The sequence below is a fragment of the Paenibacillus sp. FSL K6-1230 genome, from assembly GCF_038002385.1.
Taxonomy (GTDB): Bacteria; Bacillota; Bacilli; order Paenibacillales; family Paenibacillaceae; genus Paenibacillus; species Paenibacillus massiliensis.
Window position 1 is genome coordinate 5,314,038 of sequence record NZ_JBBOCK010000001.1, and the last position, 24,072, is coordinate 5,338,109.

The window sequence follows — 24,072 nt, forward strand, 5'->3', positions numbered from 1 at the left end:
TCTTCATCGGAAAAGGAGACCTGACCCATGATTGATATTCTGATTATTGTTGCCGTGCTAGGCTATTCAGGCTGGATTGGAGTACGCTTCTGGCGTAAGAGTCGTCAGGGGGCATGTGCTGGCTGTGCGTCGACTGGAGCATGTCCGGGCTGCCCTCCTGCACCTGACAAGTCAAAGAACGTGGAACATAATAGACCTGAGTCAACGTAATAGTTAAATGATATAGCAGTAGTTGTATAAGGTATTGAGCTGAGAATTGCACAAGTCTACCTAAGGCATGCTTATCGCCCCCTCATTCCTCGTGCATGCAATGATCCTTGAATATAATAGTCCTTGGACTGGTCCCAACACCAAAATCAGCGACAGCCATGGGTGAGTATATCCCCCAGACTGTCGCTGATTTGTTGTACTAACAATCGAAGCTACTTCAACAATGGCCTCTCAATGATGTTGCTCCTCATAACTGGCACTCGAATCCATTTCCTGTTCACTTATAGCTTCCTTGCTTTCATTACAAAAGTTACAGGAAGCATCTTTGCTTTTTTGGCAAAATCACTGTCACTTGACTGTATGATGTCATCATCAGATTCCTCAATCATTTGCTCAATGACAAATCCCGCTTTTGCCAACGCATTCACATAAGTGGATAGTTTGCGATCTGATAAGGTTAGCTTACCTTCGTCAAGGGATACCGAATACCAGGATTCATCGAAATAACACTTTTTAAACGCAAGCATGTCATTCTCTGCAACAACACATTTGTGTATAGGGTGAGACCAACTGAAGATCAATATGCCATCTTTTTTCAGGTAAGAAGCAATCCTGCATAAAGTCCCCTCAAGGTCGGTAGTCCAGCCTATGGCATAAATCGAATACACAAAGTCAAAGTAATCCGCTGGTATGCCGCATTCCGCTTCCATGGGAGAACAAATTAATTGTGCCGAGAGACCGCACCCCGTCAAATGTGCCCTTGTCTTCTCGATCTGGTTCTCTGACATATCCATGCCCCATAGTTCGGATGCTTTGCGCTCCCCGAGATATTGCAAGGATTGACCGCTTCCACAGCCGATCTCCAGCACCTTTTTTCCTGTGACATCCCCAAAAAGCTGACACTTTTCTTCTGTGACAAATGCTCCATAAAAAGGAAGTGCGGTTGTCCCCAGGACATCATTTCCTTTGGTATCCCAGAACAAGCTGTTTGTCTGATGAACCACTTTCGTATCCATGTCGACCGAGATGGCAATGCCAACCTCGCCAGCCCCTATAATATTAGTTCTATTCGAAGAATTCTTCTTCATCTAGACATCCTTCCGAGCATATTCCCCAGCTCATCGGTGGGAAGACAATCCATCATTCAGAGCACGGGTCGCAGGGTATACTTCCTTATACAGGGCATACAAAAGATCATACTGATCTGCCGTCTCCGATCGCGGCGAGAATCGTCTGGCCGGACGAATGAACTCCTGCGCACAAGCCTGTAGTGAGTCGAACCAGCCAGCACCGTACGCAGCCAGCATGGCAGCGCCAAGCGCAGGCCCCTGCTCACTTTCCAGCTTGATCACGTCAGCCCGGAAGATATCCGCTTGCATCTGCAGCCATATATCACTACGGGCACCGCCGCCAATCGAGATTACCTCGTTCACCGTTTTGCCCGTCGCACGCAGGATATCAATGGACTCCCGGAGCGAGAAGGTAATCCCCTCCAATACGGCTCTGGTGAAATGAGGCAGCTTATGCCCGGCGTCCATGCCGATAAAGCTTCCGCGTATATTCGCATCCGGGTGCGGTGTCCGCTCCCCTACAATATACGGTGTGAACAGCAGTCCTCCGCTCCCTGGACGAACATCTCCAGTGGCGGCCAGCAGCTCCTCGAATGGCTGCCCCGGAGCAAAGGTCTCCCTGAACCACTGCAGACTATAGCCCGCTGCCAGAGTCACGCCCATAATGTAGAACGCATCCTTTTCACTATGATTGAAAAAGTGCGCCTTCCCCTCCAGCTGAATGTGCTTGCGTTCCTCGTAAGACAGCACGACCCCGGAGGTGCCGATGCTGCACATCGTCTGGCCCTCCTGTAGAATCCCTGCACCAATCGCGCCGCACGCATTATCGGCTCCACCAGCGAAGATAGCCGTATCAGCAGCAAGTCCGGTCTGCTCGGACCATTCAGGCAGCAATCCGCCAGTCTGATCGAAGGACTCCACGAGTGGCGGGAACAGACTGAGCGGCAGCTGGAACGCCTCAGCGATGGCTTCACTCCAGTGCTTCGCCCCCACCTCTAGCAGCAGGGTTCCTGCTGCGTCGGAGTACTCCATAGCGAGCTCGCCTGTCAGCCGATAGCGTACATAATCCTTCGGCAGCATAAAATGTGCTGCCTGTGCCAGCAGCTCTGGCTCATGCTCCTGCACCCATAGCAGCTTGGGCAGCGTGAAGCCTTCCAGCGCACGGTTTCGAGCCAGCTCCAGCAAGCTTGCCCCCAGCTTCTCTTCAATACGGCGGCATTGGGCTGTGGTCCGCGTATCGTTCCACAATATTGCATTTCGCAGCACCTGGCCTTGCTCATCCACAAGCACAAGACCATGCATTTGTCCGGAGAAGCTGATGCCTTCTACGCTATCAGGCGCAATGCCAGCACCTTCTACCAGTCTGCGCAGGGATGCAATCGTACCCCTTACCCAGTCTTCGGGACGCTGCTCGCTGTAGCCTGCTTGCGGCTGTAGCAGCTCATAAGATTCCGAGGTCTCATAAGCTACCTGTCCGCTTGGGGTCACAAGTACCGTCTTGACGCTGCTTGTGCCAAGGTCTACACCAATAACATATCGCTCCTTCATCATAGGTAGCTCCTTAATCGGCCAGAATATATTGGTTCAGCTTCGCCTTCAGCCATTCCTGACGTCCGGATTCATTGCGGCGTGGATTCTCGTTGTTCAGGGCGTATTCAGCAAGTGAAGCCAAGGTTGCCTTGCCAGCTACGACATCAGCACCAATACCTTCCTTGAAGCTGCTATAACGCTTCTCAATGAACTCCTCCAGTACGCGATCCTCAATCAGCTTGGCAGCGACCTTCAGTCCTTTCGCATACGTATCCATTCCTGCGATATGAGCCAGGAACAGATCCTCTGCCTCGAAGGATGCACGTCTTACTTTGGCGTCAAAGTTAATGCCACCTTTACCGAGCCCATCATTCATCAGCACCTCATACATGGTGAGCGTAGCATCATAGATGTCTACCGGGAATTCATCGGTATCCCAGCCAATGAGCAGATCTCCCTGATTGGCATCCAGCGAGCCCAGCATGCCGTTAATACGAGCTACACGCATTTCATGATTGAACGTATGGCCAGCCAGCGTCGCATGGTTCGCTTCCAGGTTCAGCTTGAAGTGCTTATCCAGATCATATTTTTGCAGGAATGCAATCGTCGTAGCCGCATCGTAATCATATTGGTGCTTGGTTGGCTCCTTCGGCTTCGGCTCAATCAGGAATTGTGCATCGAAGCCAATCTCCTTGGCATAATCCACTGCGAGGTGGAACATACGCGCCAGATTATCCAGCTCCAGCTGCATGTCTGTGTTCAGCAGTGTCTCATAGCCTTCACGTCCGCCCCAGAAGACATAGTTCTCTGCACCAAGACGCTTACCCACCTCAAGACCCTTCTTGATCTGAGCCGCTGCATGTGCGTATACATCCGCATTACAGGTCGTAGCTGCACCATGCACATAACGTGGATTCGAGAACATGTTCGCTGTGTTCCAGAGGAGCTTTTTGCCCGTTGCTTTCATTTGCTGCTCGATCAGATCGACGATGGTATCCAGATTGCTATGGAATTCCTTCAGGGAAGCGCCCTCAGGTGCAATGTCCACATCATGGAATGCAAAATACGGGAGGTTCAGCTTCTCCATTAATTCGAAGGCAGCCTCTACACGAGCCTTGGCCAGCTCCATTCCTGTCAGATGATCCCACGGACGAACGGCTGTATTTACACCAAACGGGTCACTACCGCCAGCTGTCAGCGTATGCCAATAGGCCATGCTGAATTTGAAGTGCTCCTCCATCGTCTTGCCTGCTACGACTTCCTCAGGATTGTACCATTTGAATGCATATGGATTAGATGAGTTCTTGCCTTCGTAGTTTACTTTTGAAACGTTTTCAAAGTATGCCATAATGTTGACGCCTCCCCAGATTTGTCAGGATTTAATTAGCTTCCCGGACGATCCGGGAGCATTTACACCGTTATACTAACACAACCCATCAAACTTTGTCTATTGCTTAAACTAAGTTTATTTTTTATGATAGAGACACTATTTGTTGAAATGGTTTCGGGCATTATTGCCATGGTAAGCCAAGCTACTAAAGCCATAAAGAACACGTTAACGAACAGGATGTGTACACGATGAAGGTTACAGGTGATCAGGCACTTGTCAAAAAAATAAATAAATCCATTGTGCTGGATACGATTCGGCAGTATGCTCCCTTGTCACGCGTGCAGGTGTCACAGCGAACCGGCTTGAACAAAGCCACGGTATCCAACCTCGTAGCCGAGCTAATTACGGAGGATTTGATTCAAGAGATGGGGCCAGGTGAATCCAGTGGAGGGCGCAAGCCGTTGCTGTTGCTGTTCAATGGTCGTTCTGGCTTCGCCATCGGTCTGGAGCTGAGCGTCAGCTATCTCAAGGGAGTACTGACGGATCTGCACGGGCATGTAGAGGCTGAGCAGTCCCTCCCGCTGGAGCGTACAGACTATCCGTCGGTATTGGAATATATTCAGGCGATGGTGCGCCAGCTATCAGCGCTTGCTCCTTCTTCAAGACATGGCATTGTTGGTGTTGGTATAGGAGTGCCGGGGATGGTCGATGCCGATGGTACAGTACTATTCGCTCCCAATCTGGGCTGGGAAGAGGTGCCTCTTGGACAACAGCTGGCGGCAGAGCTCCAGATGCCCGTACTTGTAGACAATGAAGCTAATGCCGGAGCACAAGGTGAGCTACATTACGGGATGGCTGGCGAGGAAGGCTATGGTACAAGGAATCTGGTCTACATCAGTGTAGGCTCAGGGATTGGATCGGGCATCATTATGGATGGCAAGCCGTACAAAGGATCATGGGGTTATGCCGGGGAGACAGGTCACATGTCGATTGACTGGGATGGGCTTCGCTGCTCCTGCGGTAGTCGGGGCTGCTGGGAGCTGTATGCGTCCGAAAGATACTACACGCGTTCCGAGCCACCATTGCCCACGCTTCACACACCAGAGCTATTACAGCATGCAAGTCATGGCAATACGCAGGTGCAGCAGCTATTTCATGAGATCGGTGCCTATATGGGAATCGGGATTACGAATATTGTGAACAGCTTCAATCCAGAGCTGATTATCATCGGAGGAAATCTATCCGAGGCTCGCGCATGGCTGGAAACGCCGTTGCAGGATATTGTCGCGGAGCGTACACTTCCCTACCATCGTCGGGAGCTGAACATTCGTTTCGCCCAGCTTGGCAGCCGCTCCACCATGCTCGGTGCAGCCTATACGGCGATCTCTGCGTATTTGGGGCATGTTCGGGTGTCGCTATAGTTATGTATTGTTAGAATTGAAGTTTAACAGAAAACAGCTAAGAGCCAACATTCAAAGAACTGTTGGCTTCTGGCATAAAAATTCACAGTGGTTAATGTATGTATTTGATCAAAAAAACCTAACTAATGGTTTTTTTTGAAAATTACACTTTTATGAAGTAGTAACATCTTTAATCATCCGCCGTGAATTTCGGCAAATGGTCCAAAAAAATAGTTGATTTTAGATATTAACAACAAGATTGAAATCGTATAAAACGTTACTGTAGAGGTCATGAATCTCCCCATTATTATCTCACTCCTTTGTAACTAGTATATGATAGTCCCTGCTCACATTGCATGAAGCAACCTGCCGGAATCGTTCAAATAATCTCATACAATTAAGTATACTTTGTTCATTGTTGATTATAAGTGATTTCTCCAAACTTTTAAGCAAATAATCAAATCCCTTACTATATACCTTATAATTCAAAAAATAGTAAGCAAACTCATAGAGTACTTTAGTCAATCGCTCATCAATGTATTGCTGAGTATATACGCCCTTATGTTTGTTATTATTTATTATTTCTTCAAGTGCATTTTGAAACTTCTCTAAATAATTATTAATATTTAGTCCTGAGTTATTTGCAGCCTGAATCATGTTCAATATACCTGGAAGTACTTCCCCTTCATTTGTAAAAATATAGTCTACATAGCTTGGAAGTACACTCTGGTCTCCTGCCAATAATCCGATTACATACTTATTGACTTCCGCCCATCCAAAAAATCTTCCTTTCCAATGTAATGTCTCAGAATCTGTTTCATTCACCCAGGATAGATCTTCATACAAGTGTGTATAATGGAGGGCTTGCTGATAATCCTTTTTTTCTGCGCTTACATTTGACATGAGGAGGTCAGCAAAAGCTCTATAATAAAACAGAGGTTTTTGCGTTCTGACAGGCTCCTCTTTTCTTCTCAGCTCGGTATTATGTAGCAGTTCATACATGATATTCGCCTTCTTGCCCATAATATGAGCAATATTTGCTACCTTATCCCACTTTCTCAGTGAGCGATAAGCATTAGCTAAATCCCGCAGAGCGTCCAATTGTTCCATCTCATCAAGACGCTCTACATAAGGCTCAAAATGAATTGCCGCCTCCAGATTCTTCCCCTGGTCCTCACCCAATCGCAGCGTGAAGAGTCGATACTGACATAGGGCAAGTCTCTCTGAATGCTGACTGCGTTCACTGAGGGCCACACCTTCATACAACAGGGCTGCTGCTGCAAGCTCCCCAAGATCCCTCAACTCCTCAGCCGTCTCAAATAGCAAAGGGGAATAGGTCAGGTTATCCAACAGCAAATTAACGATGCGCTGAGTACAATCCAGACGATTCAACTCCGCACAGCGAAATAATAACGGCTTCAGCCTGCGCCAGTTCGGAGGTGCATCTACCATAGATTCTTGTATGTATTGCGAATAAAAATACCCTTCCTCCAGCCCCATGACTGAAGTTACCCGATCAAGCTGATCAACAGCAATGAGCTTATGGCCATTAAGAATAGAGCTGATCGTCCCTGGATTCAGCCCTGTCTGTCTTCCTAGCTGGCTAACCTTGAATTGTTGCTGATCCATGAATTGCTCAATCTCTGAACGTATTGTGCTCGTCATCTCCAAAGTAACCACCCCTTAGCTATTAAGGAAGCGTAAACGCTTTGAAATCCATATAATACACTACAAATACAATCCGAAGTTATTATGTAATATTTTTACTTTTATTCACCAAGTATAGCACATGGGATAAGTTGGTCAATACTGAACCTCACACCAACAACGATTTAAATACAAAAAAAAGCCAGCACGTTCATAGCTCTGGCTTTAGTCTGTGTACAGCAATGATTTAAAATCGGAAGCCTATCCAAGTAACACTTATAGAAGTTCCACATGTGTAAGACTAATGAGCATCTGGTGTGTCATTATCTATACCAGAAGTCAGCATGTCTAATAGCGTATGATACCTGAGAAGAGATTGCTCATTATTCAACGTCGTATACTTTTTCCAGACCTCGATATACTGCCTGCCTCTACTGCGATCACCCCGAGTTATATAATAGACCGCAAGCTCATAGAAAAGATGTGAGAATCTGCTGTTAGACATCTGCTGGGTATACACACCCATATCATGATTTGGACTCGGTGAAATCATCTGTTGTAACGTGCCATCCAATTCATCCAAATAAACGCTTATATCAAATCCGTTTTTATTTGCATTTTGTACAATATTGATCAATCCAGGAAGTAATTCCTGATCCTTGGTCTGGATGTATTTTATATAAGAAGGAACAACTGATTCATCACCCATCGCGAGCCTACAAACATATGAATTAGCTTCAGCCCACTCTAAAAACAGACTTCTCCAGTGCAACGTCTCTTCATCCGTTTCTTTTACCCAGGACATATCTCCATATAAACCTATAAAGTACATGGCATTTTCATAATCTTCTTTTTCATCGTATGCATTGGAAAGCAGCAAGTTTGCATAGGCAATATAAAAAAATAATGGTCTAATCGCTCTCTTAGGATGCTCTCGTCTATTCAGTTCAGGATTTCGAGGCAGATTGTAAATAATGCTAGCCTTCTCTCCCATCGTTCGTGCAACCACTTCTACTTTATCCCATCTGCGCAAAGAGCGATAAATATTAGCCAAATCCCGCAACGCATCCAATTGCTCAATCTCATCTAGACGCTCTACGTAAGGCTCGAACTGGATCGCCGCCTCCAGATTACGTGCCTGATCCTCACTCAGCTTGAGAGTGAAGAGACGATACTGGCACACGGCAAGCCGCTCAGAATGCTGTCGCAACTCACTCTGAGCTACGCCTTCATACAATATCGAGGCCGCCTCCCCCTGCTGCATCTGATACATATCCTCTGCCGTCTCAAATAGCAATGCGGAATACATCAGGTTATCCAATAGTAAATTAACAATTTGCCTTATACAATCAAGCAGATTCAGCTCCACGCAGCGATACAATAAAGGTCTTATTCGGCACCAATTCGGTGGCGTATCGACCATGGATTCCTGAATATACCGTGAGTAATAGTGTCCTTGTGGCAATCCCATAACCGAGGTGATCCGGTCAAGCTGATCAACAGCGATGAGCTTGTGGCCGTTCAATACGGAGCTAACTGTACCCACGTTCAGGCCACTGAGCCTGCTTAATGTCGTAATATTCATTCCTTGCTCCATCATATAGCACTCTATCTCTGAACGTATTACCGTCATTTGCTCCACCCAGTGCCTACCTCACCCTCTTATAAAATAAATTACCACCCGCAAAAGACAATTGATTAATAATTCGTATAATTCAAAGTTATTATGTAACATATTTACTTTTTCCATCGAATGCGATTACGACACCATGAAACATCCGCAGAGACTGTCGCACGCCAAATAGATATATTTTATACATTTCTCAGACATGTCTGTGTCCGCACACAAAAAAAGCCAGCACTCCTAAGAGTAACTGGCTTCTGTATAGATTGGGCCCTTTGCCGCTTCTCAGCAAAAGCTCTTACCTTATTAACCTTCTGGGTTCAGCACCTTGTTGAATTGGGTCTTGTTCATACCAGAGATACGAGCATCCCCGATCAAGGTCAGGGGTACTGCACGAATTCCCATATCCCACACCTCTTGTGCATAAGCGTCATTCGTCTCAATGTTGCGTTCCTCGAATTCCACGCCTTGCTCGGTCAGGAAGCTCTTCACCTGTTTGCAGTGTGGGCAGTTACTGGATGTATATACGATCGCTTTTTCCATCGAAATCACCTCATCATTAGATTTGTAAAAAATATTCCCTCCAAGAGCTCCAATGCTCCGGATGAATGCCTCGAACAAATGTCTTAGCACTATTGTAAAACATGGCCAATCAACGTTTCAAGCCAGCCTGTAATAACCTACAACAACTTACAGCGTTACCGAGCTGTGCTCCAGGCTTTCAATATATTTCTCAGCATCCATTGCAGCCATACATCCACTACCTGCAGCAGTGATTGCTTGTCTGTAGCGAGTATCCTGTACGTCACCACAAGCGAATACGCCCGGAATGTTCGTCTCGGAGGTGCCTGCCTTCGTTACAATATAACCATTCTCATCCGTAGTAATCTGACCGTTCAGGAAGCCTGTATTCGGATGATGTCCAATCGCTACGAACACACCGCTTGCTTCCAGCAGCTCTTCCTCACCTGTCTCGTTGTTCTTCATACGCAGTCCGGTTACGCCGCCATTCTCTTGAGCAACGACTTCCAGCGGTGTACGGTTGAGCGCCCATTCGATCTTCTCGTTAGCACGTGCACGATCCTGCATGATCTTGGAAGCACGCAGCTCGTCACGACGGTGAACCAGCGTTACTTTGGAAGCAAAGCGAGTCAGGAAGTTCGCTTCCTCCAGCGCGGAATCTCCACCGCCCACCACGATGATCTCTTTGTTGCGGAAGAAGAACCCATCACAGGTTGCACATGTGCTGACACCACGTCCAATGTTCGTTTGCTCTCCAGGGATACCCAGATATTTTGCAGTTGCACCCGTGGACAGAATGAGGGTATCGGTTACGAGCTCACCCAGACCTTCGACCTCCAGCTTGAATGGGCGGCTCGACGTATCGACCTTGTTGACCCATCCTGTACGGAACTCCGCACCAAAACGCTCTGCTTGCTGACGCATGTTTTCCATCAGCTCAGGGCCCATGATTCCTTCCGGGAAGCCTGGGAAGTTCTCAACCTCAGTAGTGGTGGTCAATTGACCGCCAGGCTGTGGGCCCTCAATGACGAGTGGGCTCATGTTCGCACGAGCCAGATAGATTGCTGCTGTCAGACCCGCAGGTCCTGTACCGATAATGATAGATTTATACATAAGATCAACCTCCAATATGTGAATTAAGGAAAGACAAGCTACATGGATGAGCACCCTCGGCATATACTAGGTAAGGGCCCGAGCAGGAAAGCTCGAATCTTTATCTATGGCTGGATGCAGGCTACTCTCTAATTACGTTTGAACTACTTTTGAACAAAAGTCTAGGTTGAAATAGCCATTTCCTACTGTTGTAGTTTATAATCATTCTAATGTGTAACTTAATTATGCGGAATAGGAGAGAAAAGGTCAAATGAAGTTTTCATGAAGCAATCTAGTATGAAGTAATTAAATATTGAACAATTAATTATGGAATCTCGAAATTATTTATATAAGTACTTGGGGAGGTCTTGTCCGTCAAATGAATGATGTATTTATCGGTAGCTTCATTTCAGCGATGTCTACCGGACTCGGAGCTATACCTATTCTGTTCATGAAGCGGGTCACGCATCGCCTGCGTGATATCCTGCTGGCCTATGCGGCTGGCATTATGACCTCAGCTTCTGTATTCAATCTGATTCCGGAGTCCTTGAATCAATCTAATTTTTTGGTGCTGTCGTTAGGTGTGCTACTGGGAGCTGTTGTACTGCTTGTACTGGAAATGTATATCCCTCACGTGGATTTGGAGGACCCGACCCAGCCGCAGATCTTCCAACTGGAGTCTAAGGCCTTCATGATCATCGCTGCAATCACCTTGCATAACCTGCCTGAAGGGCTATCTGTAGGTGTGAGCTATGCGAGCGAGAATGAGAGTCTCGGGAATCTGATCGCACTGTCAATCGGATTACAGAATGCTCCTGAGGGCTTCCTCGTTGCCCTCTTTCTGGTGCATCAGAATATCGGACGATTCAAGGCACTTGGTATCGCCACATTGACGGGTGCCGTCGAGATCATTACGAGTCTCATTGGCTATTATCTTAGTTCCTTCGTTGCCGGGCTGGTGCCTTACGGACTCGCCTTTGCAGCCGGTGCAATGATGTTCATCGTCTACAAGGAGCTGATCCCGGAGAGTCATGGGGACGGCAACCAGCGCGTTGCGACCATCTCATTCATCCTGGGATTGCTAACGATGATCGGTCTAACGGTACTGCTATAGCTAATCGGAGATATACCAATGCTATTGAAAATCTCCTACCAACCGTCAGCTGTCTTCTAACTACATCACGCTTCTCCCGGATACTGACTGCGGATACTAGCTGCAAAAAAACGCTACTGACATCGAACCGTCAGTAGCGTTTTTGGCGTAACATGTGTTGTCACCTGCTTCATTGATTCGTTCCCTGTGAGACAGGTCGCAGCAGTCTTAGACCATTCAAGATCACAAGCAGTGTACTGCCCTCGTGTCCGATTACGCCCAGCGGGAGCGCAATATTCTCCAGGAAGTTCGCCGTGATGAGGATTAGAATGACCAGAATCGCAAAGATCATGTTCTGCTTCACGATACGTGCAGCGCGGCGAGCTACGATAATCGTGGAGGCAATCTCCTCAATGCCATCATTCATCAAAACCACATCAGCCACCTCCAGCGCAGCACCACTGCCATTCATGCCCATCCCCAATCCCACTGTAGCAGCGGCTAAAGCCGGGGCATCATTGACACCATCCCCCACCATCACGACATGACCATGCTGCTCTCGCAGCTGCCGCACATGCTCCACCTTTTGCTCCGGCGTCAGTCCGCCATATACCCAATCCACTCCTGCCTCTCGTGCAATGACAGCTGCGGTGTCGGGATGATCCCCCGATAGCATCGCTACCTTTACCCCAATGGCACGTAGACGTTGTATTGCTTCTCGGGCCTGTGGGCGCAGTTCATCCCGTGCTCCAATCAGACCAACAAGGGCATCCTCCCGCAAAATAACAGATACCGTCTTGCCCTCCTGCTCCAGCTTCGTTCGAAGCTCCTGCCAGTGCGGAGCCAGGTTCGGCAGCTGCGTCAGCACGTCAGAGCGACCAATCTTCCATTCGATTCCCTCTACTCGACCTTCCATCCCCCAGCCGGTAATAGACCTCACTTGCTCGGCCTCAGGCAGCTCCAGCCCTTCCTCTTCAGCCTTAGCTACGACTGCCTTGGCCAGCGGATGCTTGGACAGACTTTCGATCGCTGCTACAGCGGTCATGGTGTCCTGGCGATCGAAGCCATCTGCCGTGAACCAGTCTGTAACCTGTGGAGCCCCCTTAGTCAATGTTCCCGTCTTATCAAAGGCCACCACGGAGGTCAGAGCCATATTTTCCATGTGGCTACCGCTTTTGAACAGAATCCCACGTCTTGCCCGGTTGGAGATAGCTGACAGCGTGGCAGGCATAATCGAAGATACCAGCGCACAGGGGGATGCCACCACGAGAAATACCATCGCCTTGTAAAAAGTCTCTTGCCAGCTCCAGCCGAACAGCAGCGGTGCCAGAGCAAGGATCAGCACCGTAATCGCCACTACAGCCTTGGCATATATCCCCTCGAACCGCTTAATGAAGCGCTGGGATTGCGGAACCTCTGTCTTGGCTTCCTCTACCAGCTTGACGATCTTGGCGAATACCGATCCCTCTGATGAGCGACTAACCTCCACATACAGTACACCCTCTCCATTCACGGTCCCCGCATATACTTCGGCTCCAATCGTCTTGTCAATGGGTACAGATTCTCCCGTAATGGATGACTGATTCACAGCGGAGCGACCGCGGTCGATGATGCCATCTGCTGGAATCAGCTCTCCTGGACGAACAAGGATGAGATCACCAGGGATCAGTTGTTCAATCGAGACCAGCTCCATCCCTTCGTCTGTCATTCGGACAGCAGTCTCAGGCTGAAGCGCCACCAACTGCGATATATCCCGGCTGCTACGCTCATTCGTCAGGCTCTCCAGGGCTCCGCTCAGGGCAAAGATAAAGATAAGCATTGCCCCTTCGTTCCAGTAGCCGATGGCAGCAGCTCCAAGTGAGGCAGCAATCATGAGCAGATTCACATCCAGATCCCGTTCCTGTAGCAGTGTCTCCAGACCTTCCCGAGCCTTGGACCACCCACCGAGAGTATAAGATACGATATAGAGCGCTACAGACAACCAGTAGGAGTAGCCCGTTACTCCCCATGCAATCAGCATAAGTGCCCCACTACCCAATGCTGCCTGCATCTCCTTGTTGCGAATCAGAGCTTGCATTCGAGAGCCTGGCTGTGGTCCTGATCCCGGACGGCCCAGTTGGGCTTTCTTGGTGTCCTCTTTCTGTGGACGTACGATTCCTTTGTTAATAGCTTGCATGACCATCACGATCCTTTCTGTCCAATCATAATTCTGTCCTTAATGAGAATGAGAGCCATTGTTAGTCCCCTGAAAATGACACATGCTGCACCGATATGAACCGGTGCAGCATGTCAGACAATGAGAATGATAATCATTGTTTACCTTATACAATTATTTTTACCAAATGCAACTTATGCAGTCATTATACGCTCCTATTGTATAGCTGTAAAGGGCAAATCGCTGAGGTGCAATATCGTATGCTACACACAGCAAAAAAGGCACACATCTCCGCGAGATGTGTGCCTAGACGGGATCATATTTTTTTCAGCGCCCATGGGCATGCCCTGCTAATGTCTCATTATAATGACGTTGTAAGCTGGTCAGGCTTGAGTAAATACACCCGGCTCGCAGATGAAGCCGTAAGTTTCACCCAGCGTCACGTCTTCAAGATAGCGCTCTATGGCACAAGGCTGCTGCCCTTTGGCCGTCGCCCATACCTTAATATGCGGCTTGATACCGCTCAGTGCATGAGCCAGCCCCGCCCACTCTCCGGCTGATGCGAGATGGTTATAGCTGCTACATGTGTCTGCAGTCGTCTTGGGGAGCCCATCCAGAATGACAAAATCTGCGATTCTCGCCATATCCACATGAATCCGTGTATAGTCGATCCCACTGTAGATGGCTCCAACCCGATACCGTACTGAGCCACGGTAGCCAAGTAGTGTCTGCCTGCTCACCTGCTCCAGCCATTCGTCCATCTGACGGAAGGTACTTATACTGTCGGGATCTGGGATCGCAATCTCCAGTTCAAGCTCCTTTCCTTGGCGAATGGAGGTCCAGGCTGCTCGTAGCAAAGCTTCGGCTTGAATATCCTGGAGCTCGCGCAACAGACCTGCCTCAGGTACCGAATGTACCAGAGCTACAGACAACGCCTGCCCGCTCAGCACAGACATGCATGAATCATATTGGGCTTCGAGTATAGCCCTCATTCTTCTTCCCCACACAAGCCGGGTATCGGGAGGCGATCCTTTGTACATTTCAACAAGCTCAAGTAGGCTCGTTGCCATGAACTGGGCATCTCCCCTGAGGAACACCCCATCTACGCTGGCGGGCACCTCAGGCCATGACGGATGAGAGAAATCCATCATATACCTGGACAGATCCATACGGATGCCTGATCGCTTACTCAGCGTGCCAGACTCCCTGACTCTAGCTACCCTGTCTTGGCCAGCATGCTCCTCAAGCCTTAATTCCCCTCGTCTTGCGCTCATGCATGCTCATCCTTTCCAACTCATATTGAATACACTAATTCACGCTGCATGATGGTTCCAATAAAGCGTTATCAGCAGCCCTAGAATTACCATATTAGCTTCCATCTTCCCTTATGCCGATTAATGGATGGATCAATAAAAGAAGGCACCGCAGCTCCCAAGAACTGCAATGCCTTCGACTCGTCAACATGAACTGACTCTTCACTACCTGCTAATTGATCTTGACGATATTAGAGAACCGTTTACCCTGTTGCGGTGGTTGGTTGATCAGATGCTCCCGTATCCTCTGTTTCAACTTTTAGCACCCTCATCACATTTAGTACGGCCAACAAAGTAACCCCTACATCAGATATGACTGCTTCCCACATCGTTGCAATACCGAAAGCCCCGAGAGTAAGAAACGCTGTCTTGACCAGCAAGGCAAAAATAATATTTTGCCATACAATCGTGCGCGTGCGCTTGGCAATTTTTATCGCATCTGCCAGTCGAGACGGCTCATCATTCATAATGACAATATCCGCTGCTTCAATAGCTGCGTCCGAGCCTAGTCCTCCCATTGCCACCCCTACATCAGCTCTTGCCAGCACCGGGGTATCATTGATCCCGTCACCTACGAACAGAATTTTCTCCTTAGTGGCCTTGCTCGCAGCCAAGCGCTCAATTTGCTCCACCTTATTCTGTGGAAGCAGCTCTGCATATACCTCATCGAGGCCTAGCTGCTCACCAACCGCCTGCCCCACTGCTTGCGCATCGCCGGTTAGCATGACTGTCTTCTTGATCCCCAGCTTCTTCAATTCAGCCAACGCCCGCGCAGAGTCCTCCTTCACCTCATCAGCGATGTTCAGATATCCTGCATAGGTGCCATCAATAGCGAGGTGTACAACCGTACCACTACTCTCTGCCTGTGTGAAGTTGATGCTCTCAAGCTTCATTAGCTTAACATTGCCTGCCAGTACCTGATGACCATCAATGACCGCTTGAATTCCGTGACCAGATATTTCGTCATATTGTGTGATACGCCCAGCTTCTAACGGATGTCCATAAGCAGAGCGTACAGATTCTGCTATAGGATGCGTGGAATGCAATTCTGCCAGTGCAGCTGTCTCCAGCAGCTCATTCTCGCTTAAGCCCTCTGCCGGATAGATGGCAGTGACTTTGAAAGTTCCCTTGGTCAATGTTCCCGTCTTATCAAATACCGCGTAGCTGACATCGTTAAGGGCCTCCAGGAAGTTTCCTCCCTTAATTAATACGCCAATTCTGGAGGCCGCACCGATCCCGCCGAAGAAGCCAAGTGGAATGGATACGACCAGCGCACAAGGGCAGGAAATCACCAGGAAGATTGTCGCGCGATAGATCCACTCCGTAAAAGTCGCATCAACAAGCACAAGCGGAGGAATGACCGCCATCAGGAGCGCAATCACGACAACTACAGGCGTATAGTATCTTGAAAATTTAGTGATGAATTTCTCGGTCGGCGCTTTCTTGCTGCTCGCGTTCTGCACCAGCTCCAAGATTTTCGATACTGTGGATTCCCCGAATTCCTTAGTAACCTCCACCGTGAGCACACCGCTCTTGTTAACCGTACCGCTCAGCACTTGTTCTCCTACATCGACACTCCGTGGCACCGATTCACCTGTGAGCGCTGAAGTATCAATCATAGACCGGCCCGAAATGACCTTACCATCAAGCGGAACCTTCTCCCCAGGCTTGATCTGAATGTGATCACCTACCTCTACCTCTTCTGGCGGGACACGGCGTACCTCTCCATTCACTAACAAATTAGCGGAGTCTGGACGGATATCAAGAAGCGAGGTAATCGATTTGCGAGAACGATTCACCGCAATTCCCTGGAACATTTCGCCTACCTGGTAAAATAGCATAACTGCCACGCCTTCAGGATATTCACCAATAGCGAACGCGGCCAGTGTGGCTACGGACATCAGGAAATACTCATCGAAAAGATTGCCTCTAAAGAGGTTCCTTACAGCCTGATAGACAATGTCACCGCCAATAATGAGATAAGCTAGTGCATAAAGAGAAAATGATGGCCAAAACTGATCGTTCAATAAAAATCCACCAATCCCCAACACCAGCGCTGCTCCTAGACGATACAGCATCTTTCGTGTCGCACCTTCGCCATGATCGTGACTATGTCCGGCATGAGCATCCTCGCCGTGGTCATGGCTGTGATCATTGTGATCATGATCTGCATGTGAGTGTCCACCATGCTTGTGTGAATGCGCTTGGCCCGCATGGTCGTGACCAGCCTGGCCAGAACTATGCGCAGTTCTGTTGCTACCAGCTTTCGATCGGCGTGCGACAGCCCCGGCATCCATCATCTGAATATGGGGCTCCAGGCTCTTAACCTTTTTACGCGCTCCCTCCGCAACTGCTTCAGCCAATTCTTCTTTCATTTCCAGCGTTAACTTCTTGGTTACAAAATTCACGGAGCATGAAGTCACACCTTCGACCTTCTGTACTCCATCCTCAATCTTACGGGCACAGTTCGCACAATCCAGTCCTTCCAATATCCATTCCCGCTTGACGCTTCCTTGAGCCGTACTCATGTTAGCACCTCATCCCTTAACAAATAACATATGAGCAATTGTTCATGTTTTGGTTTATACAGTTATTATATTCACCCCTACTTTGGTAAGTCAACCACATTTGCCTGATCAAACGGAATTTTTTCGGGAATACCAAACACTTGAGCATGATGAATCATTCCTAAGAGCAACCCACGACTTATAGCTTCAAGTAATTGATATCGAATGGTGCAAAATGCTAACATATGAACAATTACTGAATTCTTCAAGAAGGGCTATTCCAGACGGTGCTTATCCACTACAATTTGAAGTATAGCGATTATTTTAAATTTTAATCAAGCTACGAAAGGGGTCCCCATGAACAATAAGCTTTTTATGATGCTGCGTATGGTGCTGTTAAGCGTGTTCCTTTTGTTACCTAGCGCCCACATAGCCGCTGCCGGGTCTAGCGGAGCTGATGCTGTACCTGTAGCTAGCATCGACAATACGAGTACAACAAATTCACATGACAATGAAAACGGTAATCAAGTAGAAATGACTCCGGCTCCGACCAAGGGGTACATTGTCTTTGAAGACGAATTACCTTATACCGGCCTGATCCTTGGATGCGTCCTGATTCTACTGATCGTCCTTGGCCGGATTGGCTTCTCGTACTGGAGCCGAAAGCGCTAATTAACACTCTCCGTTCCTCCTTCACCCCACGCTTTACAGAGCTGGAGCGCACAAAAAAACTGGCAGGATACTGAACATGTTCAGCTCCTGCCTGTTTTTTGTTGCGAATCATTTATGCGTTATGTGCTCATGGGTCTGCAAGAAGATCTGCTCGACATGATTGTCGTCCAAAGAATAGTAGACCGTCTTGCCTACTTTTCTGCGCTTCACAATACGAACGTTTCGTAAATAGCGCAACTGATGGGAAACGGCGGATTGACCCATATCCAGAATGACTGTCAGATCATGCACGCACAATTCATTTTGTGCCAGGGCATAGATGAGCTTAATGCGGGTTGGGTCACCGAGTGCCTTGAATAGCTCTGACATTTTGTAAGCTGTGTCATCTTCAATGATGGAAGACTTGATATGATCAAGCTCCTGTTCACCCGATCCATGACACGTCTGCTCACATTCCATGGCCTCTGTCTCGGAATTCATCGTCTCACCCCGTTTCTTGAGCTGCAATTCGAGCTCATTCATTAATATGCCGACTGGGACTCCTCGCCCTTCGCGATTGCAACCCCACCACTAGTTCCGATACGTGTAGCACCGGCTTCAACCATGATACGGGCGTCTTCAGCACTACGTACACCACCTGATGCCTTCACACCGATGTCCGGGCCTACCGTCTTACGCATCAAGGCGATATCTTCCTTGGTTGCTCCACCTGTAGAGAAGCCTGTGGAGGTCTTCACATAATCAGCTCCTGCTTCCACAGCCAGCTTACATGCTCGTACCTTCTCATCGTCCGTAAGCAAGCAGGTCTCAATAATGACCTTGGTCAATGCCTTACCACGCGCAGCCTCTACGACAGCAGCGATATCACGGCGCACCAGATCATCCTCTCCGTTCTTGAGAGCTCCGATGTTAATAACCATGTCCACTTCAGTTGCACCTTTGGCAATAGCATCACCTGTCTCAAATGCCTTCGTCTCCGGTGTAGAAGCGCCCAGAGGGAAACCAATCACGGTGCATACCTTCACTTCGGGTGTGTCCTTCAGCACCTCATAGGCTGTAGCCACCCATGCCGGGTTCACACAGACCGAGGCGAACTTGAACTGCTTGGCTTCCTCAGCCAGCTTTACAATATCCTCACGGCGGGCATCCGCCTTTAATAACGTATGATCAATAATGCTGGTTAGGGATTGCTGGGTCATGAGTATTCCTCCATATAAGTAATATCTTCACTTCGTTATCATACCAATTGCCGACGATTTTGCCAAACTGACTTCTGTCTTAGCCACTGCATTCAGTTTGCTCAGTCCGGCGTCTCTATTCCTCTAGGCGCTTACGCACAGCTGATTCATATTCATAGAATACAGGCGAATTGCCAAGCCCTCTCTCCTCCAAAAGCATCCGCAATCGCAAGGATTTTTCCGTCAACCTGCGGCTAATCCGCTCCTTCTCCCCTGCTTCATGGCAAGCATGCAGTAAGTCGTGCAGCTTGATGCATTCCTGACGAAGCTGCAGCTCCTCCGGAAGGATGCCGGCATTTTTCAAGAGCTTATACGACATGCGCAGGTCCTCCGGGACATGGGATAAATCCTCCATGACAAGAGGCTTGCCTGCTCCTGGTAAATGATCAAATTCTCCCTTTGCCATAGCCTCGGCAATCTTCTGCTCCGCTAATCTGGAGAACATCCCCATAGCACATATCAGCTCCTTTTCTCAGCCTCTCACATACTAACTATGATACACCGAACTGAAGCCTGGAGGACAGTTTTTTGTCCCTTACCTGAAGAGATGAGCCACAACTACCGCAATCAATCACAAAAAAAGTGCCCCGGACCAGTACAGTCACGGAGCACCCGATTGAAGCTGTTATGCAAGGGAAATCATCCCCGAATATGAATCAGTGAGCAACTGTGTTGTTCCCCATGATCCAGATAGAGCCGCCTACGATCGTCAGCAGAATGGTCACTCCAAGTATCAGAGTCATCACATTCCAACGAGGTCCTTGGCCATCACGGATATGCATGAAGAAGTACAGCTGTACAATGAACTGCAGCACGGCAGTTACGAAGATCACGATCAAGGTACCAAGACGATCCACCATATCGTTCATGACGATAACGAGTGGAATAATCGTCAGCACAATCGAGAGGATGAAGCCAACTACATACGACTTCACTGAACCATGACTCTCATGCTCATGGGAATCTGAATGATGCTGCGCCATCTTACATCACCCCCATCAGATAAACAACGGATAATACGAAGATCCAGACGGCATCCAAAAAGTGCCAGTAAAGGCTGAGCGTGTTGACCTTGCCTTTGGTATCCGCTGTGATGCCGCGCTTCTTCAGTTGAAGCATCAGACCGAAGAGCCAGAATGCCCCCACGGTAACGTGAAGACCATGCGTTCCTACCAGCGTATAGAACGCCGTCCAGTAGGCACTCGTTGAGATCGCTGCTCCTTCATGTACCAGTTCACGGAACTCATGAATTTCAAGCCCTAGGAACGTCAGACCCAGCAGCAATGTAACTGCCAGCCAGAACAGCATTGGCTTGAGCTTGCCTTTGTTCATTTCCAGAACAGCAAGCCCGCTTGTGAAGCTACTCGTCAAGAGCACGAAGGTCGAGATAATGATACCTGTCATATTGAATAGCTCAGGTCCCGGACCACCAGCCGTATTATTCTGCAACACAATAAAGGTAGCAAAGATCGTACTGAACAGGATAACGTCCGTCACCAGGAATATCCAGAAGCCAAGCATCTTCATCTCTTGAGGATCATGATGCCCATGATCATGGCCATGATGGTTATGAGCTGCTGCTTGTGCCATTACACTGACCCCCTTATAGCCGCTTCCGTACGTTTTACCTCATCGACAGGGATATAATAATCGTTGTCGTAGGAGTAGAACGAACGTGCAATCATACAAGCTGCTACGCCGATCAGGCCCGGAATGTAGAAGAACCACCAGCCGAATACGAAGCCAAAGCCAGCAATGAACCAGAACACCGACATGATGAATGGAATTGCAGAGTTCTTCGGCATGTGAATCGGTTCGATCGGTTGTTCTTTCTTGAAGATGCCTTGCTTACGACGTTCTTTCTCTTCCCACCAGTCATCACGGTCAGTTACCTGTGGCAGAGTGGCGAAGTTATATTCAGGAGCCGGAGAAGGAATGGACCACTCAAGCGTACGAGCATCCCATGGATCTCCAGTTGTATCCTTCAGCTTGCGATAATTCAGAATACCTACAGCAATCTGCGCAACCTGGAACAGGAAGGCAATCCCCATCAGGAAGGCACCGATTGTCGATACGAAGTTGAGCGGCGCCCACCCTGTATCCCAGCCATATGTGCTGATCCGGCGCGTCATACCCATCAGACCGAGTGAGTATTGCGGCAGGAAGCAGACATAGAAGCCGATGTTCCAGAACCAGAATGCCCATTTACCCAGCGTCTCCGGCAAGCAGAAGCCGAACATCTTCGGCCACCAGTAGTAAAGACCTGCAAAGTAACCGAACACCACACCACCGATCAGAGCAGAGTGGAAGTGAGCAATCAGGAAGTAGCTGTTATGGAACTGGAAGTCTGCCGGTGCAACGGCCAGCATAACCCCTGTCAGACCCGCGATGAGGAAGTTCGGAATGAACGCAATCGCCCACATCATCGGCGTCGGGAAGGTCAGCTTACCACGGTACATCGTGAACAGCCAGTTGAATACTTTAACCCCTGTCGGGATTGCTATCGCCATTGTACTTATCGCGAAGAAGGCATTGACGTCCGCCCCCGAGCCCATCGTGAAGAAGTGGTGAGCCCATGTGAAGAAGGACAATACGCTGATGATCAGCATCGCGAATACCATGGATTTGTAACCGAACAGACGCTTCTTGGAGAAGGCCGCGATGACATCAGAATAGATACCGAATGCAGGCAGAACTACGATATACACCTCAGGGTGTCCCCACATCCAGATCAAGTTGATATACATCATCGGGTTCCCGCCCATATCGAGCGTGAAGAAGTGTCCGCCAGCGAAGCGGTCGATGAACAGCATCGCCAGAGTTACCGTCAGAATCGGGAATGCAAAAATGATGATGATACAGGACGCGAATACCGACCATGTGAACATCGGCATTTTCATCCAGGTCATGCCTGGAGCACGCATCTTGATGATCGTTACGATAAAGTTAATACCTGTTGCCAGGGAACCGATACCTGAGATCTGTATCCCCCAGATGTAGAAGTTCTGTCCGACACCAGGACTATGCGAAAGCTCCGATAGTGGCGGATAGCTCAGCCAGCCTGCATCTGGCGAACCGCCGATGACGAAGGACAGGTTGAACAGCATTGCACCCATGAAGAACAACCAGAAGCTCAGTGCGTTCAGGAATGGGTATGCAACGTCGCGCGCGCCGATCTGCAATGGCACGGCGATATTGAAGAGACCGAACATGAGTGGCATCGCCATGAACAGGATCATGATCGTACCATGTGTCGTAAATACTTGGTTGTAATGCTCAGGATGCAGGAAATCTATACCTGGCAGTGCGATCTGGGCACGCATCATGAGCGCATCCACACCACCACGGAACAGCATCAGAATACTTGCGAGGATGTACATAATCCCCACTTTTTTATGGTCAACAGTCGTTAACCAGTTTTTCCAGAGCCAGCCCCATTTTTTAAAGTACGTCAGTCCTCCTACAATCCCGATCGACGCCAGTGCGATGGTAACCATCGCTCCGTAGATCAGCGGATCGCCAGTAACGAAGAAGAACTGTGCGAACTCTTTAAGGTTCTCTAACATTGGGGGCCTCCTTTCCCATCGTCAATTAATGTCCAGAATGTGATTCACTGCTCTCGCCATGCTCAGCATTGGCATCCGGTGCAGTGCGGTATTGCGACATATCCATATCGCCCATGCTGTTAGCTCCGTGGCCTGCATGAGGGTTATGGGAGCCTTCAACTACATACTTGGTAACGATTCGGAAGAACAGGCCTTCAGGGAACTCGGAGTACGTCGTCACATTGGATACGCCAGGCTTAGCAAGCGCCTCGTAGCCTTCCTCTGTCAACGGATTCGTATCCTGCTTCACCTTCGCAACCCATTGATTGTAATCCTCTCGGGATACGGCATTCACATCGAACTTCATCTGTGCAAAGTGCTCTCCACTAAAGTTCGCACCCGAGCCATAATACGTCCCTGGCTCATCCGCCTGCAGATGCAGTACCATAGCCATCCCGGACATCGTATAAATCTGACCACCCAGCTGTGGAATCCAGAAGGAGTTCATCGGAGCATCCGAGGTCAACTCGAAGCGCACAGGCACACCCTCAGGAATCGTCAAGGTGTTCACCGTAGCGATCCCTTCCTCCGGATACATGAACAGCCACTTCCAGTCCAGTGAAGTCACTTGGATGACTACTGGCTTCTCCGTCGAAGCAAGCGGCTTGGAAGGCTCCAATGCATACGTGTATCTAGCTGTAATGATGGAGATGATCAGAATGATCACGATCGGAATCCCCCACCACACGGTCTCCAGCTTGAAGCTGTCATCCCAGTGCGGCTTATATTTGGCCTTGCTGTCAGGTCTCTCGCGATAACGCCATATAATCACGAATGTCATGATCATGACTGGCAGAATGATCGCTGCTGCGAGAGCCGTCGTAATGATAATAAGCTCTTTCTGCGCTTGCCCAATGGGGCCCTTTGGATCAAACACCCAATAGCTGCCGCCGGCAAAGAAGCACGTCCAAATGATCAGCGCAACCGTGAGCACGGTCAAAACCAATGCAATAATAGCTTTTGGTTTTTTGTTCATGATGTTCCCCTCTCTTTAAAAAGTGCTCAAACTTTTCGAACTACCCTAATATTCTGTCCTTATATAAGATAGCAGAAAATCACTCCGA

General features: G+C 48.8%; 21 protein-coding genes. 4 read left to right on the forward strand and 17 right to left on the reverse strand.

The window, feature by feature from the left end; translation table 11 throughout:
* Positions 1–27: 27 nt before the first annotated feature.
* Complete coding sequence (locus MKX74_RS23600; protein ID WP_018887278.1) at positions 28–210, forward strand: FeoB-associated Cys-rich membrane protein; 183 nt, start codon at positions 28–30, stop codon at positions 208–210.
* Positions 211–491: 281 nt separating this feature from the next.
* Here MKX74_RS23600 and MKX74_RS23605 read toward each other — a convergent pair whose 3' ends face one another.
* The 3 genes from MKX74_RS23605 to xylA are packed head-to-tail and all read right to left on the reverse strand — an operon-like array spanning position 492 to position 4,158.
* A complete protein-coding gene (locus tag MKX74_RS23605) occupies positions 492–1,298 on the reverse strand; it encodes a class I SAM-dependent methyltransferase (RefSeq protein WP_018887277.1) in 807 nt (268 codons plus the stop codon).
* A gap of 30 nt (positions 1,299–1,328) precedes the next feature.
* Positions 1,329–2,828 carry a xylulokinase gene (xylB, locus tag MKX74_RS23610; RefSeq protein WP_341180648.1) on the reverse strand — a complete coding sequence of 500 codons (1,500 nt, stop codon included), beginning with the start codon at positions 2,826–2,828 and terminating at the stop codon, positions 1,329–1,331.
* Between the two features lie 13 nt (positions 2,829–2,841).
* Complete coding sequence (gene xylA, locus MKX74_RS23615) at positions 2,842–4,158, reverse strand: xylose isomerase (protein WP_018887275.1); 1,317 nt, start codon at positions 4,156–4,158, stop codon at positions 2,842–2,844.
* 230 nt (positions 4,159–4,388) lie between these two features.
* Here xylA and MKX74_RS23620 point away from each other — a divergent pair, with 230 nt between their 5' ends.
* Complete coding sequence (locus MKX74_RS23620; protein WP_018887274.1) at positions 4,389–5,561, forward strand: ROK family transcriptional regulator; 1,173 nt, start codon at positions 4,389–4,391, stop codon at positions 5,559–5,561.
* A gap of 291 nt (positions 5,562–5,852) precedes the next feature.
* On the opposite strand, the gene MKX74_RS23625 is transcribed toward MKX74_RS23620, so the two are convergent.
* From MKX74_RS23625 to trxB, 4 genes are all read right to left on the reverse strand, one after another.
* A complete protein-coding gene (locus MKX74_RS23625; RefSeq protein WP_341179992.1) occupies positions 5,853–7,040 on the reverse strand; it encodes a transcriptional regulator in 1,188 nt (395 codons plus the stop codon).
* 448 nt (positions 7,041–7,488) lie between these two features.
* On the reverse strand, positions 7,489–8,787 hold the full coding sequence (locus MKX74_RS23630) for a transcriptional regulator (protein ID WP_341179993.1): 1,299 nt from the start codon (positions 8,785–8,787) through the stop codon (positions 7,489–7,491).
* Positions 8,788–9,117: 330 nt separating this feature from the next.
* A complete protein-coding gene (locus tag MKX74_RS23635) occupies positions 9,118–9,354 on the reverse strand; it encodes a glutaredoxin family protein (RefSeq protein ID WP_018887271.1) in 237 nt (78 codons plus the stop codon).
* 147 nt (positions 9,355–9,501) lie between these two features.
* On the reverse strand, positions 9,502–10,446 hold the full coding sequence (gene trxB, locus MKX74_RS23640) for a thioredoxin-disulfide reductase (RefSeq protein ID WP_341179994.1): 945 nt from the start codon (positions 10,444–10,446) through the stop codon (positions 9,502–9,504).
* Positions 10,447–10,804: 358 nt separating this feature from the next.
* On the opposite strand from trxB, the gene MKX74_RS23645 reads away from it, so the two are divergent.
* Complete coding sequence (locus MKX74_RS23645) at positions 10,805–11,539, forward strand: ZIP family metal transporter (RefSeq protein WP_018887269.1); 735 nt, start codon at positions 10,805–10,807, stop codon at positions 11,537–11,539.
* Between the two features lie 169 nt (positions 11,540–11,708).
* On the opposite strand, the gene MKX74_RS23650 is transcribed toward MKX74_RS23645, so the two are convergent.
* From MKX74_RS23650 to MKX74_RS23660, 3 genes are all read right to left on the reverse strand, one after another.
* Positions 11,709–13,694 (reverse strand): heavy metal translocating P-type ATPase, encoded by a 1,986-nt coding sequence (locus tag MKX74_RS23650; protein ID WP_026281332.1) that lies wholly within the window; start codon positions 13,692–13,694, stop codon positions 11,709–11,711.
* Positions 13,695–14,056: 362 nt separating this feature from the next.
* The gene (locus MKX74_RS23655; protein ID WP_341179995.1) at positions 14,057–14,947 is read right to left on the reverse strand and encodes a hypothetical protein; all 891 of its coding nucleotides are present in this window, start codon (positions 14,945–14,947) and stop codon (positions 14,057–14,059) included.
* A 242-nt stretch (positions 14,948–15,189) separates the two neighbouring features.
* Positions 15,190–17,514 carry a heavy metal translocating P-type ATPase gene (locus MKX74_RS23660; protein WP_341179996.1) on the reverse strand — a complete coding sequence of 775 codons (2,325 nt, stop codon included), beginning with the start codon at positions 17,512–17,514 and terminating at the stop codon, positions 15,190–15,192.
* A gap of 336 nt (positions 17,515–17,850) precedes the next feature.
* Here MKX74_RS23660 and MKX74_RS23665 point away from each other — a divergent pair, with 336 nt between their 5' ends.
* Positions 17,851–18,165 carry a hypothetical protein gene (locus tag MKX74_RS23665; protein WP_018887265.1) on the forward strand — a complete coding sequence of 105 codons (315 nt, stop codon included), beginning with the start codon at positions 17,851–17,853 and terminating at the stop codon, positions 18,163–18,165.
* A gap of 108 nt (positions 18,166–18,273) precedes the next feature.
* Here the strand turns inward: MKX74_RS23665 and MKX74_RS23670 are convergent, their stop codons facing one another.
* From MKX74_RS23670 to cyoA, 7 genes are all read right to left on the reverse strand, one after another.
* Positions 18,274–18,645 carry an ArsR/SmtB family transcription factor gene (locus tag MKX74_RS23670; protein ID WP_025680746.1) on the reverse strand — a complete coding sequence of 124 codons (372 nt, stop codon included), beginning with the start codon at positions 18,643–18,645 and terminating at the stop codon, positions 18,274–18,276.
* A gap of 41 nt (positions 18,646–18,686) precedes the next feature.
* The gene (gene deoC, locus MKX74_RS23675) at positions 18,687–19,364 is read right to left on the reverse strand and encodes a deoxyribose-phosphate aldolase (protein WP_341179997.1); all 678 of its coding nucleotides are present in this window, start codon (positions 19,362–19,364) and stop codon (positions 18,687–18,689) included.
* A 115-nt stretch (positions 19,365–19,479) separates the two neighbouring features.
* Positions 19,480–19,854 carry a DnaJ family domain-containing protein gene (locus MKX74_RS23680; RefSeq protein ID WP_341179998.1) on the reverse strand — a complete coding sequence of 125 codons (375 nt, stop codon included), beginning with the start codon at positions 19,852–19,854 and terminating at the stop codon, positions 19,480–19,482.
* 205 nt (positions 19,855–20,059) lie between these two features.
* The gene (gene cyoD / locus MKX74_RS23685) at positions 20,060–20,386 is read right to left on the reverse strand and encodes a cytochrome o ubiquinol oxidase subunit IV (protein WP_028590279.1); all 327 of its coding nucleotides are present in this window, start codon (positions 20,384–20,386) and stop codon (positions 20,060–20,062) included.
* A 1-nt stretch (position 20,387) separates the two neighbouring features.
* The gene (locus MKX74_RS23690; RefSeq protein ID WP_018887258.1) at positions 20,388–20,993 is read right to left on the reverse strand and encodes a cytochrome c oxidase subunit 3; all 606 of its coding nucleotides are present in this window, start codon (positions 20,991–20,993) and stop codon (positions 20,388–20,390) included.
* Positions 20,993–22,969: a cbb3-type cytochrome c oxidase subunit I gene (locus MKX74_RS23695; protein ID WP_018887257.1), complete on the reverse strand. Its 1,977-nt coding sequence runs from the start codon at positions 22,967–22,969 to the stop codon at positions 20,993–20,995. The genes MKX74_RS23690 and MKX74_RS23695 overlap by 1 nt, the downstream gene beginning before the upstream one ends.
* A 25-nt stretch (positions 22,970–22,994) precedes the next feature.
* Positions 22,995–23,984 carry a ubiquinol oxidase subunit II gene (cyoA, locus tag MKX74_RS23700; RefSeq protein ID WP_018887256.1) on the reverse strand — a complete coding sequence of 330 codons (990 nt, stop codon included), beginning with the start codon at positions 23,982–23,984 and terminating at the stop codon, positions 22,995–22,997.
* Positions 23,985–24,072 lie beyond the last annotated feature (88 nt).

Coding starts and splice junctions, on each gene's coding strand:
- MKX74_RS23620 (WP_018887274.1), top strand. CDS start 4,389: ATGAAGGTTACAGGTGATCAGGCACTTGTCAAAAAAATAAATAAATCC.
- MKX74_RS23600 (WP_018887278.1), top strand. CDS start 28: ATGATTGATATTCTGATTATTGTTGCCGTGCTAGGCTATTCAGGCTGG.
- MKX74_RS23645 (WP_018887269.1), top strand. CDS start 10,805: ATGAATGATGTATTTATCGGTAGCTTCATTTCAGCGATGTCTACCGGA.
- MKX74_RS23680 (WP_341179998.1), bottom strand. CDS start 19,854: ATGGGGATGTTCTCCAGATTAGCGGAGCAGAAGATTGCCGAGGCTATG.
- cyoD (WP_028590279.1), bottom strand. CDS start 20,386: ATGGCGCAGCATCATTCAGATTCCCATGAGCATGAGAGTCATGGTTCA.
- MKX74_RS23605 (WP_018887277.1), bottom strand. CDS start 1,298: ATGAAGAAGAATTCTTCGAATAGAACTAATATTATAGGGGCTGGCGAG.
- MKX74_RS23630 (WP_341179993.1), bottom strand. CDS start 8,787: ATGATGGAGCAAGGAATGAATATTACGACATTAAGCAGGCTCAGTGGC.
- MKX74_RS23650 (WP_026281332.1), bottom strand. CDS start 13,694: ATGCAAGCTATTAACAAAGGAATCGTACGTCCACAGAAAGAGGACACC.
- MKX74_RS23625 (WP_341179992.1), bottom strand. CDS start 7,040: ATGGGGCTGGAGGAAGGGTATTTTTATTCGCAATACATACAAGAATCT.
- MKX74_RS23690 (WP_018887258.1), bottom strand. CDS start 20,993: ATGGCACAAGCAGCAGCTCATAACCATCATGGCCATGATCATGGGCAT.
- cyoA (WP_018887256.1), bottom strand. CDS start 23,984: ATGAACAAAAAACCAAAAGCTATTATTGCATTGGTTTTGACCGTGCTC.
- trxB (WP_341179994.1), bottom strand. CDS start 10,446: ATGTATAAATCTATCATTATCGGTACAGGACCTGCGGGTCTGACAGCA.
- MKX74_RS23635 (WP_018887271.1), bottom strand. CDS start 9,354: ATGGAAAAAGCGATCGTATATACATCCAGTAACTGCCCACACTGCAAA.
- MKX74_RS23695 (WP_018887257.1), bottom strand. CDS start 22,969: ATGTTAGAGAACCTTAAAGAGTTCGCACAGTTCTTCTTCGTTACTGGC.
- xylB (WP_341180648.1), bottom strand. CDS start 2,828: ATGAAGGAGCGATATGTTATTGGTGTAGACCTTGGCACAAGCAGCGTC.
- MKX74_RS23665 (WP_018887265.1), top strand. CDS start 17,851: ATGAACAATAAGCTTTTTATGATGCTGCGTATGGTGCTGTTAAGCGTG.
- xylA (WP_018887275.1), bottom strand. CDS start 4,158: ATGGCATACTTTGAAAACGTTTCAAAAGTAAACTACGAAGGCAAGAAC.
- MKX74_RS23670 (WP_025680746.1), bottom strand. CDS start 18,645: ATGAATTCCGAGACAGAGGCCATGGAATGTGAGCAGACGTGTCATGGA.
- MKX74_RS23660 (WP_341179996.1), bottom strand. CDS start 17,514: ATGAGTACGGCTCAAGGAAGCGTCAAGCGGGAATGGATATTGGAAGGA.
- deoC (WP_341179997.1), bottom strand. CDS start 19,364: ATGACCCAGCAATCCCTAACCAGCATTATTGATCATACGTTATTAAAG.
- MKX74_RS23655 (WP_341179995.1), bottom strand. CDS start 14,947: ATGAGCGCAAGACGAGGGGAATTAAGGCTTGAGGAGCATGCTGGCCAA.